Here is a 17,117-nt window from a genome sequence, read left to right on the forward strand (position 1 = left end):
CCCTGCCCTCGTTATGGCGCCGCGGTTTTCTGCCCCGGCCCGCCCGTGCGATGGTCGTCGTCGGCGATGGTCACGCGCGTCGACGGATTGGTGATCTGATACGGAGAGATCGGATCGATGACGACGTCGAACGACCTCGCCTTGTCCGTCACGTCGTTGCCGTTGATTTCCACCCACACGATCGCCGACGGCACGCTGCCGGTCAGCGTGACCGTGCCCGATGCCGCGGTGTAATCCTTGCCGGCCTTCGCGGTGCCGTCGACGGTGCGCCAGTTCACGTTGACCGAGCCGAGTTGCACGCTGGTGTCGCTGAACTTCGACACGTAGGCGATCTGCACCGGCACTTTGGTCTTGCGGCCTGCCGGGCCTTCCGGCCACGGCTGGCCGCCGCGGACGACGATCGTGCCGGCATTGCGCATCAACGGCATCGCGCCGGTGTCCTGCCACACGTCGTGGAAGACGAAATACCAGGGCCGGTACGACGTGGACTGCGCCTCCACCTGCACTTCGAGCGTCGCGCCGGGATAGACCGAACGCGTCCACGACGCGCCGTACGTGGGCGTCATGATCGTCTCGCTGATGGTGCGACCCATCAACGTTTCGATGGAGCGCGTCAACGTCGTCGGCGTGCCGATCCACGGATCGCTCGGCACCATGGTGAGCGCCACCTGGAGCGGCTGCGGCGCGGGAATGGCCAGGTAGCGATCTTCGTAGACATCGTTCACCACGGTCGGCAGGAAGCGGCGACCAGCCGTGGGAACACCGGTCACGCCGAAGTTCTGCCGAAGTTCGAAATTGGCGCCCGGTGCGACGGCGAAATCGAAACTGCAATCCGGCCACGCCGGGGCGAAATCGCGCTTCCCGTCGCGCGGCCCGTTGATGCCGTAATACGTTGCCTGAATGTAGCAACCGTCCTCCGGCGGCACGAGGATGCGACCGCGAATGTGCGGGCGCGGGTCGTCGTCGCGGATCGTCAGCACCGCGGTGTCCTTGATGATCGGGTAGCCGCCGGGCGCGGTGATGCGGACGATGATCGTCTCGTCGCCTTCGATCTCCGTGTCCGGGAGGATCTGGATCAGCCCGAAGGTTTCGTTGCGATAGCCCCACGGAACGGTGCCGCTGGCTACGGGATCGCCTGCGACGAAGTCCACGCCCGGCGTCGCGGTGCCGCCGATCACGCGCGCCTCGAACGGCACCGCCGCATCCATCGCATACGCGTTCAATCGCACGGGGAACCGGAGGTTCGACGGCAGGATGTCGGGGTCGCCTTCCCACGCTTCGCTGTCGGAGACCGTCATGCGGGCCGGCGTCGTGCGGAAATCCGCGATGGCGGGCGCCATCTTGTCGAACGCGCGCACGTTGTCGGACAGTTTCGCGATGCCGCACGGCGCGCCGCACGCACTGGAGTTGGGATCGGAGAACCGGCCGATCCACGGTTCGTCGGCGTAGGTGTACGCCATGATCGTGGCGAACTTGGGCGCGGTCAGGCGGCGATAGCCGAATGCGTAGGGATACGAGGCGTGCGGATATTCGCCATCGATCCAGTCGGTCTCGCGGTCGTGCGCAGAACCGAGGTTGTGGCCGATTTCATGCGCCATCACGTGCGCGCCGCACGGGCCGACGTTGACGACGGAGAAACCGTAGGGCGCTTCGGCCTCCAGCGCATGGTTGCCAGCGCCGCCGACCCACGCGATGCCGCAGTTCGAGAATTCGTTGCGATACGGGCGCACGAAGGTGACCAGGTCCGCCGAGGATTCGTCGCGCACGGTTTCCAGGTCGACACCGCCGACGAAATCCCCCGTCATCTGGACGAGCACGTCGTAGTTGTCCATCGTCGACGGCACGGTGAGCTTCACCTTGCGCACGAGCGAGAGGCGCACGCGCGTGCCGCTGTCGATGTGCGCCTGGTTCGCCGCGGCAAGCAGGTTGCTCATCTCGGTCTGCACCGCCGCTTCGCTGCCGCGCAGGGCGATGAGATCGTCGGAATACGAAGCGATCACCGTAATGGTGACCAGCGGCAGCGCGCCTGCGGCTTCGGTGCGAAGCGAAGCGTCCGTCGTCTGTGCGATGGGCGTGGATGTCGGCAATCCGCCGCCGACAGGCATGCGTTGCGACGCCGCCGGCGTGGCGCGCCGCTGCAAATCGCGTCGGGCGGCCGCCTTCGCCTTCATCGCGACGATGTCGTCCTTCGGACGCGGGGCGATGTCGCTCATCAGGCCGTGGCCCGGCGGGATCAGGCCGCCATCGAGCGAGCCTTCGACCACGCCATGGTTGGTGACGACACGCAGCATGCGCCCGTTCGGCATCGGCAGCGTGCCGAACACCGCGTCGCCGCCGAAGGTCAGCACCGCCGATTGCGCACCCACCGGCGTGTCGACCTGGCCGATCACCGACCACTGGCCGAATGCGTCGGTTTCCTGGCGCGACATCTTCACCGGATACGCGGTGCCGTCGGGCAGCGTGACGCGCAGCGTGCCGTCGCGCATCGCGGCGCGCGCCATCGCGGCGTTCAATGCGATCGGATGCGCAGTGCCGACGACGTCGAACGCACCGTGCAATTGCAACGCGGGCACCGCGGGCTGCGATGCCACGTTTGCGCTGCGGCGCACCAGTGCTTCAGAAGGTGATTCGTGGAGGCCCCACACCACCGCCACGCACGCACACAACCCCAGGGCGAGCCAGAGGCTCGTCTTCGACCGCAATGCCATTGCATCCCCCGATGCGGATTACCGGCCGATCATAGCGGCCGCCGCCGGGTGGCGCGACGTGACTCGTGGTAGCGGGCTAGTTGCGGGTCGGCGGATCGCGGAAACGCGCGACCGCCGGGGCCGCCAGGTCGATGCCGCGGGCGTTGTCGATGCGGCCAGCCACCCCACAGGGGGCGCCGTCGCAGGCGGTGGGGTGCGGGTTCGAGAAGCGTCCGATCCAGCGGCCCTCGCCCGGGTCCGTCATCAGCGTGCCGAACATCGGCGTGCGCAGATCGAAGGAGAACGGGTACGCGCCGTACGTCACGACGCCGTCGGCGTCGGTCTGCGCGGCGATGTCGTGCGCCGCGCCCATCGCGTGGCCGATCTCGTGCGCGAGCACGTAAGCGCCGCACGGCGAAACATTGGCGACGACGTAACCGTGCGCCGGATCCAGGCCGGCTTCGCCCTGTTCGTGCGCGCCGTTCAACCACGAGGCGCCGCAGGTGTCGTCGGTCTCCGACACGGGGCGGATGAAAGCCGCGAGGTCGGCCGCGGTCTTGTCGCGCAGGGCTTCGAAATCGATGTCGCCATAGCGGCCGGCGGTGAGCACGTCGAGCGCCTGTGCATTCGTCAGGTCGGCGGGGATCGCGACTTCCTGCGCGCCGATCATGTGCAGTCGCACGCGCGTGCCGCTGTCGCGGTGCGCCTGGTTCGCCACGGCGATCAGGTGCGCGATCTGGGTCTTCGCCGCCGCAACGCTGCCGCGCCGCGCGACCAGTTCCGGCGAATAGAGCGCGAGCACGTCGATGCGCACCGGCTTGCCGTCGTCGAGGCGGAGCGGCTGGTCGGCCACGGCCTTGAAATACTGGGTGTCGAACTCGCCGCCCGGCGGGACGCGATAGTCCGGCGTGGCCGGGCGACCGGGCTGGCTGCGCGGCACGAGGTTGCGCGCCGGCGCCACCGTGATCAGGCCGTTGCCTTCGGTTTCGATCTGCATCGCGTGGCCGTCGGGCATCGGCACCTGGCCGAAGACCGCATTGCCGCCGAAGGTCAGCACCATCGACTGCGCACCCACGGCGGTCTGCACTCGGCCGACGAGCGACCAGTGCCCGCCGCCATGCGTTTCCTGGCGCTCGATCTTGACCGGGTACGCGGTGCCGTCGGGCAGCACGACCTCGAGGGTGCCGTCGCGCAGTGCGCGGCGCGCCATCGCGGCGTCGAGGTGGATGCCCTGCCCGCCGCTTTCGAGGCGCAGGGTGGGAAGGCCGGTTTCGGCAGGGATTTGGGACACGGGCGCGCGCACGGCCTCGCCCGCGAATTCCGCGCGCAAGCCCCAGACCGCGAACCCCACCGCAGCGGCGACCAGCGTGCAGGCCACCGCGCCCCGGAACATCCCCATCACGAACCACCGACTTCAAGCTGAACCGCAGCGCGCATCTTAGCGGGCCGCGGCCGCCCCGACAGGGCCATTGGTCAGGAGGATCCGGCCGACGTGCGGCGCATTCGTGCGGGTTTTCCCATCAGGTCGCCAGGCTGGCGTCCTTGAGCTTGCGGATCTGGTCGCGCACGCGGGCGGCATCTTCGAACTCCAGGTCGCGCGCATGCTTGTACATGCGGTCCTCGAGCTGCTTGAGCTTGGCCGCGATCTGCGAGGCGTCCATCGCGCCGTAGTCCACGCGCTCCTCCGCCACCACGGTGCCCCGGCCCTTGCCCTTCTTCTTCTCGCCCGGCTCGCTGCGCGCGCCTTCGAGGATGTCGACGATGGGCTTGGACACCGACACCGGCACGATGCCGTGCTCGGCGTTGTATTCGAGCTGCTTGGCGCGGCGGCGGTCGGTTTCGTCGATCGCCATCTTCATCGAACGCGTCATCGAGTCGGCGTAGAGGATCGCCTTGCCGCGCAGGTTGCGCGCGGCGCGGCCGATGGTCTGGATCAGCGAACCGCCGCTGCGCAGGAAGCCTTCCTTGTCGGCGTCGAGGATCGCGACCAGCGACACCTCCGGCATGTCGAGGCCTTCTCGCAGCAGGTTGATACCGACGAGTACGTCGAACTTGCCCAGGCGCAGGTCGCGGATGATTTCCACGCGCTCGACGGTGTCGACGTCCGAGTGCAGGTAGCGCACGCGGCAGCCGTGTTCGCCGAGGTATTCGGTCAGGTTTTCCGCCATGCGCTTGGTGAGCGTGGTGACGAGGACGCGGTCGCCCATCGCCACGCGCAGGTTCACCTCGCCGAGCAGATCGTCGACCTGCGTGGCGACCGGGCGGATTTCGACCTCCGGATCGATCAGGCCGGTGGGGCGCACGACGAGTTCGACGACTTCGCCGGCGGACTCGCGCAATTCGTACGGGCCCGGCGTGGCGGAGACGTAGATGCTGCGCGGCGAACGCAATTCCCATTCCTCGAACTTGAGCGGACGGTTGTCCATCGCCGAAGGCATGCGGAACCCGAACTCCACCAGCGTTTCCTTGCGCGAGCGATCGCCCTTGTACATCGCGCCGATCTGCGGAACGGTGACGTGCGATTCGTCGACGACCAGCAGCGCGTCGGGCGGCAGGTAGTCGTACAAGCACGGCGGCGGCTCGCCCGGCATGCGGCCGGTGAGATGGCGCGAGTAGTTCTCGATGCCGTTGCAGTAACCGACTTCGGCGAGCATCTCCAGGTCGTACGTCGTGCGCTGTTGCAGGCGCTGCGCTTCGACCAGCTTGTTCTGCGAATACAGGTATTCCAGCCGATCCTTGAGCTCGGCCTTGATCAGCTCCACCGCCTGCAACACCGTGCGGCGCGTGGTGACGTAATGCGACTTGGGATAGATCGTATAGCGCGGCACCTTGCGCAGCACTTCGCCGGTGAGCGGGTCGAAGATGGACAGCGATTCGATCTCGCCGTCGAACAACTCGACGCGCAGGGCTTCCATGTCGCTTTCGGCCGGGTGCACGTCGATGGTTTCGCCGCGCACGCGGTAATGGCCGCGCTGGAGTTCGAACTCGTTGCGCGTGTACTGCATCTCGGTGAGGCGGCGGATCAGCTCGCGCTGCTCGATGCGCTCGCCGCGCACCATGTGCAGCACCATGTTGAAGTATTCGTTCGGATCGCCCAGGCCGTAGATGGCCGAAACCGTGCAGACGATGATGGCGTCGCGCCGCTCCAGCAACGCCTTGGTCGCCGACAGGCGCATCTGCTCGATGTGCTCGTTGATCGAGCTGTCCTTCTCGATGTACGTGTCCGACGAGGGCACGTACGCCTCGGGCTGGTAGTAGTCGTAATAGCTGACGAAATACTCGACCGCATTGTGCGGGAAGAACGCCTTGAACTCGCCGTACAACTGCGCGGCGAGCGTCTTGTTGGGCGCCATCACCAGCGTGGGTTTCTGCACCCGGTTGATGACGTTGGCGATCGTGTACGTCTTGCCCGAGCCGGTGACGCCCAGCAACGTCTGCCGCGCCAGGCCCGACTCGAAATTGGCCACGAGTTTTTCGATCGCCGGTGGCTGGTCGCCGGCCGGGGAATACGGCGAAACGAGCTGGAACGGCGTGGTGTCGGACGAAGGTGGGCGCATCGGGCTCGGCAACGGAGGTGCAACGGGGGATCGGACGAGTGTAGCGCCGCGGGGATGAAGCCCGAGGCGTTGGCGCGGTGTTTCCTGACAACGCGGCGCAGGCGTTTCCGACGGCGGCCGTGGGGAGGCAGCACGCAGCATCGGAGGACCGAAACGAAGCCCCTGATATGCGTGCCCTTCCCACTGGTTTCAACCGCAGGCGCACCGATGGCGCCACGCTGCTCGAAGTGGCCATCGTGGTCGCGGTGGTCGCCACGCTCGCCGTGCTCGCGCTACCCCGCTTCACCGCCGCGCGCGAAGCCGCGCGCACCAGCGCCGTGCACCAGGCGTTGCTCGCGTCCCTGGTGACCGCGTCGACCCACGCCGCCTCCGCGGGCACCGACGTCGTCGCCTGCCCCGGCGCATCCGCGGGGTGCGCGGGCACGCACGACTGGAGCGGCGGATGGATCGTCTTCGCCGACCCCGACGGCGACCGCACGCGCGACCCGATGCGCGAGCCCCTCCTCCATCGCGCGGCGGCCGCCGGCGGCCGGACCCACCTGCGCACCACAATCGGCCGCACGCGCATCGTGTTCCAGCCCGACGGCAGCGCCGCCGGCTCCAATGCCACGTTCACGTTGTGCGACGGCCGCGGCCCGCAACGCGCGGTGGCGTTGGTGATGAACAACAGTGGTGCGTTGCGGGCGATGCCGGCGACGCCTGCGAGCGCGCAGGCATGTGCGACTGCGCTTTAGCGAAGCGCCGCCGACGATTTGGCGGGCCCGACAATCCGCATGTCTTCCGTGGTGCAAAGGCTGGGAATCAGCGCATCCACCCGCGACTCCCGCCTCGGGAATGCGCCCACGTTGTGCTCCACCGGCAAACCGGCGTACGACTGTCCGTGTTTCGGATACGAAAAAAGGCCTGCATCGCTGCAGGCCTTTTGTCAATCGAATCTGGCGCCCGAAGTTGGACTCGAACCAACGACCCCCTGATTAACAGTCAAGTGCTCTAACCGGCTGAGCTATTCGGGCGGGGGCGCATATTCTGGCCGCCGACGCGGGGCGGCGTCAACGTGTGCGGCGTCGCTTTCGCGGATTTCGAACATTTGCGTGTCTTCCAGCGTCGCCTGGTCGCCTTGCAGGTCCGTGGCGCCCGGGATATGCGTGCTGCTCGCGGCGCCGGAATTGGAGAGTCGCGCGACCGCGACGGCGTCGGTTGCGCCGTGTGCGAGGCCACGGACGCGGCCGCCGGGCACGGGCACATCGGCTGCCGGGTCGTGCGAATCGACGGCGAGCACGTCGGCATCACGCACGGACCATGCGGCGATGTCTGTGAGGTCCTGCGTGAAGAACGGCAGGTACGGCAGCACGCAATCGGCCAGGTGCGCTGAGCCGGCTGCGCAGCCGTCGTTTGCCCGACGCGCGTCGACCGCGTCGTCGAGTGCCTTGCGTGCGATGGGTTCTAGGGCGTCGACGTAGAGCGCCCGCGCGTGGAGATGGCGGCGGTCCGTCGGCGGGGGCGTCGCGATGGTGATCCGCGCCGGCAGGTTCAGGCCACGCGCGGGTTCGTCATGCAAGGCGCGCGCGTTGTCGGGCGCGGGGACGTCGGCGTATTGCGCGAGATAGTCGCGAACGAAGCGTGTGTAGCGATGCGCGGCCTCCGGGTCCGGTTTGCGCGACGCTGCCGGGACGCCGTCGATCGCTTCGGTTTGCAGCAACGCGAAGTGACGCGCCTGCAGATCCGCCGCGGTGCGCCACCACCCGTCGACCCGGACCAGGCGGCAGCTGTCGACGTAAGTCCCCGAGACAGTGTCGTCGACCTGGACGAGTGCGCCGCCTTCGTCGAGGTCGTACTTGCGATACCGGGGGTCTGCGTTGGCCGGATCGAACTCCGCATGGGGCGACGGACCCGCGACGTCGTGGCGATCGCGGCAGCATTCGCGGCATCTCGGGCTCTGGACGACGTCGGGGTCGGGGCCTGCGGTGTAAGCCGCGCCGGGTGGCGGCGTGTCGCCTTCCGGTGCGTAAAGGCCATAGCGGACGCCGGTCCAGATTGCCGGCCATTGCGGCACGCGATGAACCGGCCCGAGGTGGGCGCCGCCTGCGTCGTATCGGCATCGACACTTGATCACTTCCATTTCGATGCGATCGCCGATCCGCGCGCCTGCATCGTCGTCAGGGGTGTAGGTCACGATGTCGAAGCGCGTGCCGAGTGCGTCGATGCGCGGCGCCGTGGTCACTTGCATGCGTCCCTCGCCGACGGCGATCGGCAGCGCGTCCGCGGTGGTGATCGCCGCGGCGGTGCTCCGCACTTGCGGATGCAGCGGCATGTGCGCGAAGGCGCGAATCCGATTCGGATCCAGCGCGAGTCCGCCGAGCACGGTGCGCAGTTCGAGCGTGCGGGTTTCCCCCGTGGGCGCGGTCCACTCCGCTGCGACGCGCACGGATTTCGACGCACCACCGCCCGCCGACGCGACGGTCCGGTGCAGGCGCAGCCCGCGGATGCCGCTGTCACAGGCGGCGTGCTCGGCTTCGTTCGCCGGCGCCGCGCAGGTGGGGTCGCGCGCATCGATGGGCGCGGCGAGCGACGCGATGTCGGCGAACGGGGTCGCGCGCAACGCGTCGAGTTCACCGGACACCAGCGCGAGCACCCGGGAGCGCGCCTTCGCATCCGCGGTCCCCCGCGCCAGTGCGCCTTGCAATGCGGCGATCGCCAGCAGGCCCGTGGCGAGCAGCGCGACGGCGATGAGGACTTCGAGCAGGGAAAAGCCGAATGGACGACGTGGCATCAGCGCGGCCTCAGTACGACACGTGATCGCTCCACGCACCGGGGACCGGTGCATGGACGGCGGGGATGGTATCCGCGAGATTCGCGATGACATCGGGCGCCGAGACGATCGCGCGCGCGCCGCTCGCTTGGTCGACCGACCCTTGCACGACCACCGCCCCGTAGATCGCCGCCGAACCATGCAGGCGAAGGCGCGCGTTGCCGCCCGTCGCGGGATCGAGCGCGTCGCCGTCATCGCGGACGAACACGAGTCCGAAGACGCGGCCATGCACATGCAATGGACCGTCGGCGACCAACAACACAGGCGCGGCTGGGGTGCCCAACCCATCGCCGCTTCCGATGTCGCATGCGCGCTGGCACCATACCAGGCCCGCGAGCGCCGGCGAAGGATAGGACTCGACCAATGCCTGGTTGCGCCGCATCAGTGCCGCCGCAGCCGCGTCGCGCGGAATGATGCGTTTCGCATGCCGGTACAGGAACGCATCGTCGGCCGTGAGCTGCATGCGTCCCATCGTCGCTGGTGCGACATACGCCACTTGCGGCGCGCGGCTCTCGCAGAACGCATCCGCGTCCGCATCGATGCGCGCCACGACACCGAACACCTGCGCGAACAGATCGCAGGGGAATCCGCCGGGTTCCAGGTCGAGGTTCACTCCGAGCGCGTTCGATCCATCGCTGCCGTCGACATCGAGGATGTCGACGCCTTCCGGATCATGCGTGTCGACCAATCCACCGGCCAGCGGACAGCGACAGTCGTCGCAGGTAAGCGAACCGGATTGGAACGCCGCCGCGGCACCGTCGAAGAATTCGCCGGGATGGCACGTGTTCGCCGCGGACTTCAGGACATCGCGGCGGCTCCACGCCGAAATGGGAACACCGTGTCCGCCCGCATTCGGATTCGCGACCACGTTGAGCGGCGTGCGCAGATCGACCGACCCGCTGGCGATGACCGGTGGCATGCGCGGATTGGGTGCGAAGGCTGCAGTGCGCGCGAAGCGCTGCGTCACCGTCGCGCGTGCGCCCTCGTCGACCAGGCGACCCAGGCCGACGACGGTGTACGCGACGTCGCCGCCCTCTTCCGCCGGATCGGTCGTGCAGCGCGCGGGCGTCTCTCGGGCAGTGCGGCACAGGACCACGCCCGCGCCATGGGCGACGCGATCGAACGCGCCCACCTGCGTGATGCGCCCATCGGTCAACGGCAGCATGCGAGCGTCGAACACATCGACACCGCCGTCGCCATCGCGATCCCCGCCAACTTCCGTCCAGAAGTACATCCCCGCGCGCTGCGTGCCATCCGCGACCGCGCCGCACGGAAAGGCATCAGCTTCCACGAGGTCCGCGCAGCGCTGCCATTGCGCACCGTGCGCGAGCCGCATCGGATCGCCGGCGATCCACGCCGCGCCGTGCGCGACCGCAGCTTCCGCGAGCTCGGCCGCAACGCGACTGCGTACGAGATTGCCCGTTGCGCGTTGCTCGAACACGCCGACGTGCAGCGTCAACAATGTCGCCACGCTCGCAAGCAGCAGCACCAGGAGGGCGGCGACCAGCGCGTTGCCGTTCGAAGCATGCATCAGCCGCCCCCGTTCGAGCGCAAGGCCACGACCTGCCGCAGCCGCACCTCCCGCAGGGAGAAGAACGCCGGCGAACTGCGCAACGCCCCAGCCAGTTCCACCTGCACGCGCCGGTCATTGACCGACACCTCATGCGTGAAGCGCAGCGCAGTCATGCGCACGGCAGGGCTGCCCATGCCCTCTCCCGCCGCCTCGCAATCCACGCCCGGCCCGCGCGCCACTCGCAGCGCGCCGTCCCGCAACGAAATCGCGATGCCCGTGCCGACGAGACATCCGGGTGACGCAACGACATCCCCGCCACCCGCCCGCGCCCGACGCACCTCCGCCACGACGACCGCCATCGACGTCCGCAGCTCCTGCTGCAGCCGCGCCGACAGGACGATCTCGCTCCCCGCCCGCAATATCTGCAGCAGAAACCCGAGCGCCGCCGCGATCACCACCAGCCCCAGCGCCAGCGCGACCAACAACTCCACGAGCGTGAATCCGCGATTCAACATGCGGGCACCCCGGCGAACGCACCGCCACGACTGCACATCGAGACTTGCCCCATGGGGGAAACGGCGAGCGTCAACGCGAACTGCCCGGTGCGCGACGCCAGTTGCGCCCCGCTCCCAGGTGCACCGACGCGCGTCCCGCTCGCACCGTCGAATTCCAGCGCATCGCCAGGCACGACCAGCGCAACGCCACGATGCATCGCGCTCGTCACCACCGCCGTTCGCGCATCGACCACGCACGCGCCCACGGCGGCCGTGCAATCGCACGTGGCGCGCCCCGCCATCGGCATGCCGACCGGCGGCATCGCCGCTTCACGCGCGCCGACGCACCACTGCGTCCCGCCCCCGCCGAAACGCACCGTCACCGCGCGTCCCTGCTTCACCGCACCGATCCGCGCGTCCCCAATGAGCGATGCCACGGCATCCGCGGCCGCGCGCAAACGCGTCCTTTCGAAGTAAGCCGTGAACGCAGGGACCGCGAGTGTCGCAAGGATCGCGAACACCGCCAGCGCCACGATGAGTTCGACCAGCGTGAATCCGCGCGCCGTTGCGGCGTGCATGTATCGAGGCATCCGAGCCTCTCCTTCGTTGTCCGTTGCACGCGGTGTAGCATGCGCTTTCGGCGTGCGCGCCAGTCCGGACCGACGAGCGGGAACGGATGAGGGTGTCAACGGTCCGAGGCGCCGAACGTGCCGGCGTAGCATCGGCCGCACGCCCGCCATGGAGTGCCCGCGATGCGTCGCCGCCCGCCTGGATTCACGTTGATCGAAGTGATGATCGTCGTCGCCGTCGTGGCGCTGCTGGCGCTGATCGCGTTGCCGATGTACAGCGAGCAGATGCGCAAGGGCAAGCGCGCGGAGGCGGCTCAGGCATTGGGCGACATGCAGTTGCGCGAGGAGAGTTGGCGCGCGGACAACCCGGCGTACGGGTCGCTCGACAACCTGACGGGCAGCGCGGCGGCATCGACGGCCTTCAACAACGGGCTGAAGTACTACACGGTCGGCGTGACAACGCCGACCGCCACGGGTTACGTACTCACCGCCACGCGCAAGGGCGAGCTGGCCAACGATCCCAAGTGTGGGAACTTCACCTTGACGATGACTGCCGGCGTAGTCACGAAGGGCGTGAGCGCCGGCGATGTCGACTATTGCTGGCGCAGGTAAGCGTCAGGTCACCACGCGATAGCACGGGCGGTATTCGCCGGCGATCTTCATGCGGCGTTGTTCGACGAATGCGCGCAGCAAGCCATCCAGCGCTTCCATCATGTCGCGGTCGCCGTGGATCTCGAACGGGCCGCGTTCCTCGATGCGGCGCATGCCGTCTTCCTTGACGTTGCCCGCGACGATGCCGGAGAACGCGCGGCGCAGGTCCGCCGCCAGGGCATGCGGCTTGCGGCCGTGGTGCAGGTCGAGCGCGGCCATCGCTTCATGCGTGGGCACGAACGGCTTCTGGAACTCCAGCGGCACGTGCATCGCCCAGTTGAAGAAGAACGAATCCTTCTGCGCGATGCGCCAATCTTTCACCTTGCGCACGCCCGAGGCCATGCGCTTGGCCACCTTGCCCGGGTCGCCCACGATGATTTCGTAGCGCGACGTCGCCGCTTCGCCGAGGGTCAGGCGCAGGAACTGGTCGATCTGCTCGAAGTACGGCGCCGCCGCCGTCGGGCCGGTGAGGATCAGCGGGAACGGCAGGTCGGCGTTCTCTTCGCGCAACAGGATGCCGAGCAGATACAGGATTTCTTCCGCCGTGCCGACGCCGCCCGGGAACACGATGATGCCGTGGCCCATGCGGACGAACGCTTCGAGGCGCTTCTCGATGTCCGGCATGATCACGAGGTGGTTGACGATCGGGTTCGGCGATTCGGCGGCGATGATGCCCGGCTCGGTGATGCCGATGTACCGCATCGTGCGGCGGCGCTGCTTGGCGTGCGCGATGGTTGCGCCCTTCATCGGGCCCTTCATCGCGCCCGGGCCGCAGCCCGTGCAGATGTCCAGGCCGCGCAGGCCGAGCTCGTAGCCGACCTGCTTGGTGTACAGGTATTCGTCGCGGCCGATCGAGTGGCCGCCCCAGCACACGACGAGGTTGGGTTCCGACGGTTGCAGCACGCGCGCATTGCGCAGCAGGCCGAACACCGAATCGGTGATGGCTTCGCCGCTGTCGAGGTCGCGTTCGTTCAATTCGATCGCGGTGTACGCCAGGTCGCGCACGACGGCGAACAACAGTTCGGCGACGCCGCGGATGATCTCGCCATCGACGAACGCCATCGCCGGCGCGTTGAGCAGGTCGATGCGCACGCCGCGGTCCTGCTGCAGCACCTGGATGTCGAAATCCGGATACAGCTCCTGCGCGGCGCGCGGGTCGTCCGATGCGCTGCCACTGGTGAGCACGGCGAGCGCGCAGCGGCGCAGCAGGTCGTGCATGCCGCCGGAGGAGGCGTCACGCAGGCGGGCCACTTCGGCGCGCGAAAGGACATCGAGTGCGCCACGCGGATAGATGCGCGCGTTGGCGGTGGGGAGCATGGTCTGGGTGGCTTCGTTCATTGCGGCAAGGGTATCGCAAAAACAGAAACGGCCGGGTTTCCCCGGCCGTTTCGGCTCAAACGTATCGCTTCGAGATCTTAGAACTCGTAGCGCAGCGTGACGTTGGCGGCCCAACGCTGCGACGGGTTGAAGTTCTCGTTGACCGGCAGCGCGGTCGGGGCGTAGTTGCCGTTGCCATCCAGGTACGGGCGGATGTCGTAGACGTAACGGCCCTGCGCGTCGATGCCCGACACGTTGGCGAGCGTGCGCTCCAGCGGGAAGCTGGCGCGGTGTTCGACACCCCAATCCTTGTTGAGCAGGTTGAGGAAGTTGAAGATGTCGAGGCGGATCTCGCCCTTGTGGCCTTCACCGAAGCCCGGGATTTCCTGCGAGAACGACAGGTCGAGCTGGTTCACCCACGGCGCGCGGCCTTCGTTGCGGTCGAAGATGCTGCCCTGCTGGCGGACGAGCTGGTCGTTGTTCGCGATGTAGGCGAAGAACGAGTCGATCGAGGCCTGCGAGGTGCCGCCCGGCTGGCCTGCGTTGACGAACGAGATCTCGTTGCGGTTCATCGGGATGTAGGCCAGGTCGCGGAACGACGAGTCGCCGTTCACGTCATTGCCGAACACCCAGCTGTACGGCGCGCCGGAGTGGCCGTCGTACAGGGCCGACACGCGCGTGGCGTACTCGCCGAAGAAGGCGTGCTCGTACGTGAACTGCGCGAGCAGGCGCTGCGGCACCGAGTAGTTCGACGTGGCGAGGTAGTCGTCGTTCGGGTTGATCCAGTCGCGGTTGCCGTAGGAGCTGGCGGCGACCGAGCTGGTGCCCGGGTTGACGTCCTTCGCATCCGAGATCGTGTACGAGATCGACGCCGACCAGTCGTTCGCGAAGGGCTTCTTCCACGCGAAGGTCAGGTTGTCGGCGTAGCCCTTGTCCGTGTTGGTCAGCAGGATGTTCTGGCCGAACGACGGGTTGGCGTTCCAGCGGGCCTGGTTCGTGCCACCGGTGCCGGTGGTCGTGCCATTGGGATTGCGCTGGTAGGCAAGACGGCCATCAGGCAGCACGCCGGTCGGCGCGCCGAGGTTGATGTTGTCGTACTTGATGCCCTTGATCGTGTCGATGTGCTGCGCTTCGACGGTGAACACCGAGTCCAGGAACGGCAGCTGGTAGTCGTAGCCCAAGGTGTACTTGGCGACGGTCGGCAGCTGGAAGTCCGGGTCGACGATGGCGAGCGACATCGTGGACGTGCCCAGGCCCGGGTCGACCAGCGTCACGCCCGGGGGCGTCTGCGTCGAACCGTTCGGGTTGAAGGGCGGCGTCACGTTCGGCGTGGCCGGGTTGAACGCGCCGATGTCGTAGGTCGCGACGGCGACACCGTTGTTCGAGAACGGGTTGCCGAGCCACACGGCCGGGGTGTTCGAAACGAACAGGCCCGCGCCGCCACGCAGCTGCGAGTTCTCGTCGATCATGAAGTTGAACGACGCGCGCGGCTGGATGACGTCGTTGCCGTCGATCGTGCCCTGGTTGCTGAAGCCGTAACCGCCGACGGCGGCGTTCGAGTTGGTCGTGCTGGCGCGCAGGCCGCAGGGACCGAGGTCGCCCGTGGTGCCCGGAGCGGCGGCGAAGCACGGGTTGAACGTCGGGGTGTCGTTGATCTGCGGGATGTCGTAGCGCACGCCGTACTGGACGGACAGGCGGTCGGTGACCTGCCAGGTGTCCTGCACGAAGAAGCCGAACTGCTTGGTCGTCAGGACCGCGGCGACGTTGTTGAGGTCGTAGCCGGCCGCCGGCGTGGCGAGCTGGTAACGGTTGTACTGGTTGTTGACGAAGTTCGTCAGGCCGTTGAACTCGTACGCGCCGTTGTAGTTCTGCAGGAACAGGTTGTAGAGCTCGTCGCTCTGGTAGTCCACGCCGCCCTTGATCACGTGGTCGCCGAGGTAGTAGCTACCCGCGAAGTACGCATTCCACGTCTTCACGTTGAGGCGGTTGGCGTGCGTCGGCGGTTCGGTGCCGAGGAAGATGCCCGGGCCCGAGTTGGTCGTGCCGGTGCGCACGAGGATCGAAGGCTGGTGGCCACCGACCATCGGGTCGCGGTCCTGGTTGAACTCGCTGTAGGCGACCGAGGTTTCGGTGCTGAAGCTGTCGGACCAGTCGTCGTAGAAGCTCAGGGCGTAGGCGGTCGACTTCTTGTCGAGCGTGTACCAGTTCGACGAGAGCGCCAGGCGCGGCGACGAGCCGGTGACGGTGCCGTTGACGACGATGGGTTCGAACTCGGTCGTCTGGCTCAGGCGCAGGCTGGCGCGGTGCGCGTCGTTGATGTTCCAGTCGAACTTGACGAGGGCGCGCTCGGTGTCCATGTCAGGCGCCTGGCCGTTGTCGCCGGGCGTCAGGCCCTTGGCGGTGGCGGCGGCGGTGACGTCGTTGATGAACTGCTGCGAGATGCCCGGCACCTTCAGCGTGGCGTTGGACTCGGCCGGACCGGTGATCGAACCGATGCCGTCCTTCTGCTGCTTCTCGAGCGAGACGAAGAAGAACAGCTTGTCCTTGACGATCGGGCCGCCGAGCGTGATGCCCGCGGTGCGATCCTTGTCGTAGCCTTCCCACTTCTTGCCCGACGCGTTCTCGCCGACCATGCTCGAAGCGTTCTGGTAGACGAAGTACGCCGAACCGTGGAACTCGTTGGTGCCCGACTTGGTGACGGCGTTGATCGTCGCGCCGACGCCGCGGCGCGTGGCCACGTCGTAGTTGGCGGTCGAGATGTTGTATTCCTGGATCGCGTCCTGCGAGATCGGCGTGCCCTTGGTCGGCAGGCCGTTGTCGTTCAGGCCGAAGGGGTCGCCCGCGTTGACGGTGTCGACGGTGATGCTGTTGTAGCGGAAGTTCTGGCCGTTGGCCGAGAACGCGCCGCGGTCGCGGTCGGTGATCACGATGCGGGGATCGGCGCGCACGATGTTCTGGATCGAGCGGTCCGGGGCCGGCATGCGGTCCATGTCTTCGCGCGAGAGCGTCGTGGCGATGCCCTTGTTGTCGGGCTGGATGACCGAAGCGCCCGTCACGGTGACGGCGGCGAGTTCCTGCGGGGCGATCGACATGTCGACCTGCGCCACCTTGTCGAGCGGCAGGTAGACGTTGTTGGTCGTCTTCGTGCCGGTTTCAGCCTTGTTGACCGTGACCGTGTACGGGCCGCCGACGCGCAGGCCGCGCGCCGCGTAACGACCGTTCGCGTCGGTCACTGCCTTGCTGACGGTGCCCGATTCGGCGTGCACGATGGTCACTTCGGCGCCCGCGACGGGCTGGCCCGAGGCATCGACCACGCGACCGCCGACACCGGCGGACGTGCTCTGCGCGAACACGGGGGCGGCAGCGAGGGCCGCGATCAGCGCCACCGACAGCTTCGACAGCCGGACGCGATTTCGATCAGTCATCTTGGATCACCTTGGATGGGATGTGTTTTTCGGACAGAGCAAAGCCCCACGCCCGCATGTCCGTATGCGTGCCTGTGGCGAACGAATGGGTATTC

11 protein-coding genes and 1 tRNA gene are annotated in these 17,117 nt (G+C 67.7%); 2 read left to right on the top strand and 10 right to left on the bottom strand.

Annotation, left to right across the window (positions count from 1 at the left end; translation table 11 throughout):
- Positions 1 to 11: 11 nt before the first annotated feature.
- The 3 genes from LF41_RS11910 to uvrB all read right to left on the bottom strand — a co-directional run bounded on the left by LF41_RS11910 (position 12) and on the right by uvrB (position 6,244).
- Positions 12 to 2,708, bottom strand: a complete 2,697-nt coding sequence (locus LF41_RS11910) for a reprolysin-like metallopeptidase (RefSeq protein ID WP_036169942.1) — start codon at positions 2,706 to 2,708, stop codon at positions 12 to 14.
- A gap of 76 nt (positions 2,709 to 2,784) precedes the next feature.
- On the bottom strand, positions 2,785 to 4,086 hold the full coding sequence (locus LF41_RS11915; RefSeq protein ID WP_036169944.1) for a reprolysin-like metallopeptidase: 1,302 nt from the start codon (positions 4,084 to 4,086) through the stop codon (positions 2,785 to 2,787).
- Positions 4,087 to 4,207: 121 nt separating this feature from the next.
- Positions 4,208 to 6,244, bottom strand: coding sequence for an excinuclease ABC subunit UvrB (uvrB, locus tag LF41_RS11920; RefSeq protein ID WP_036169945.1), 2,037 nt, complete (start codon positions 6,242 to 6,244; stop codon positions 4,208 to 4,210).
- 167 nt (positions 6,245 to 6,411) lie between these two features.
- Between uvrB and LF41_RS11925 the strand changes: the two genes are divergently transcribed.
- Complete coding sequence (locus LF41_RS11925) at positions 6,412 to 6,978, top strand: GspH/FimT family protein (protein ID WP_052116379.1); 567 nt, start codon at positions 6,412 to 6,414, stop codon at positions 6,976 to 6,978.
- A gap of 202 nt (positions 6,979 to 7,180) precedes the next feature.
- On the opposite strand, the gene LF41_RS11930 is transcribed toward LF41_RS11925, so the two are convergent.
- From LF41_RS11930 to LF41_RS16235, 5 genes are all read right to left on the bottom strand, one after another.
- A tRNA-Asn gene (locus LF41_RS11930) sits at positions 7,181 to 7,257 on the bottom strand.
- Positions 7,248 to 9,014: a type IV pilus modification PilV family protein gene (locus LF41_RS16495; RefSeq protein ID WP_084073585.1), complete on the bottom strand. Its 1,767-nt coding sequence runs from the start codon at positions 9,012 to 9,014 to the stop codon at positions 7,248 to 7,250. Before LF41_RS16495 ends, LF41_RS11930 begins: the two co-directional genes overlap by 10 nt.
- Positions 9,015 to 9,024: 10 nt before the next feature.
- Entirely contained in the window at positions 9,025 to 10,584 is a 1,560-nt protein-coding gene (locus tag LF41_RS17030) for a hypothetical protein (RefSeq protein WP_036169947.1), read from the bottom strand.
- Positions 10,584 to 11,081, bottom strand: coding sequence for a prepilin-type N-terminal cleavage/methylation domain-containing protein (locus LF41_RS11940; protein WP_036169949.1), 498 nt, complete (start codon positions 11,079 to 11,081; stop codon positions 10,584 to 10,586). Before LF41_RS11940 ends, LF41_RS17030 begins: the two co-directional genes overlap by 1 nt.
- Positions 11,075 to 11,638 (bottom strand): pilus assembly FimT family protein, encoded by a 564-nt coding sequence (locus tag LF41_RS16235; RefSeq protein WP_052116381.1) that lies wholly within the window; start codon positions 11,636 to 11,638, stop codon positions 11,075 to 11,077. The genes LF41_RS11940 and LF41_RS16235 overlap by 7 nt, the downstream gene beginning before the upstream one ends.
- Before the next feature lie 174 nt (positions 11,639 to 11,812).
- Between LF41_RS16235 and LF41_RS11950 the strand changes: the two genes are divergently transcribed.
- The gene (locus tag LF41_RS11950) at positions 11,813 to 12,241 is read left to right on the top strand and encodes a type IV pilin protein (protein ID WP_036169951.1); all 429 of its coding nucleotides are present in this window, start codon (positions 11,813 to 11,815) and stop codon (positions 12,239 to 12,241) included.
- 3 nt (positions 12,242 to 12,244) lie between these two features.
- Here LF41_RS11950 and ppnN read toward each other — a convergent pair whose 3' ends face one another.
- Together ppnN and LF41_RS11960 are read right to left on the bottom strand one after the other, a co-directional pair.
- Complete coding sequence (gene ppnN, locus LF41_RS11955; protein WP_036169953.1) at positions 12,245 to 13,618, bottom strand: nucleotide 5'-monophosphate nucleosidase PpnN; 1,374 nt, start codon at positions 13,616 to 13,618, stop codon at positions 12,245 to 12,247.
- Positions 13,619 to 13,695: 77 nt separating this feature from the next.
- Positions 13,696 to 17,022 carry a TonB-dependent receptor gene (locus LF41_RS11960; RefSeq protein ID WP_036169955.1) on the bottom strand — a complete coding sequence of 1,109 codons (3,327 nt, stop codon included), beginning with the start codon at positions 17,020 to 17,022 and terminating at the stop codon, positions 13,696 to 13,698.
- Positions 17,023 to 17,117: the final 95 nt, after the last annotated feature.

The sequence above is a fragment of the Lysobacter dokdonensis DS-58 genome (assembly GCF_000770795.1).
In the GTDB taxonomy this organism is placed as follows: Bacteria; Pseudomonadota; Gammaproteobacteria; order Xanthomonadales; family Xanthomonadaceae; genus Noviluteimonas; species Noviluteimonas dokdonensis.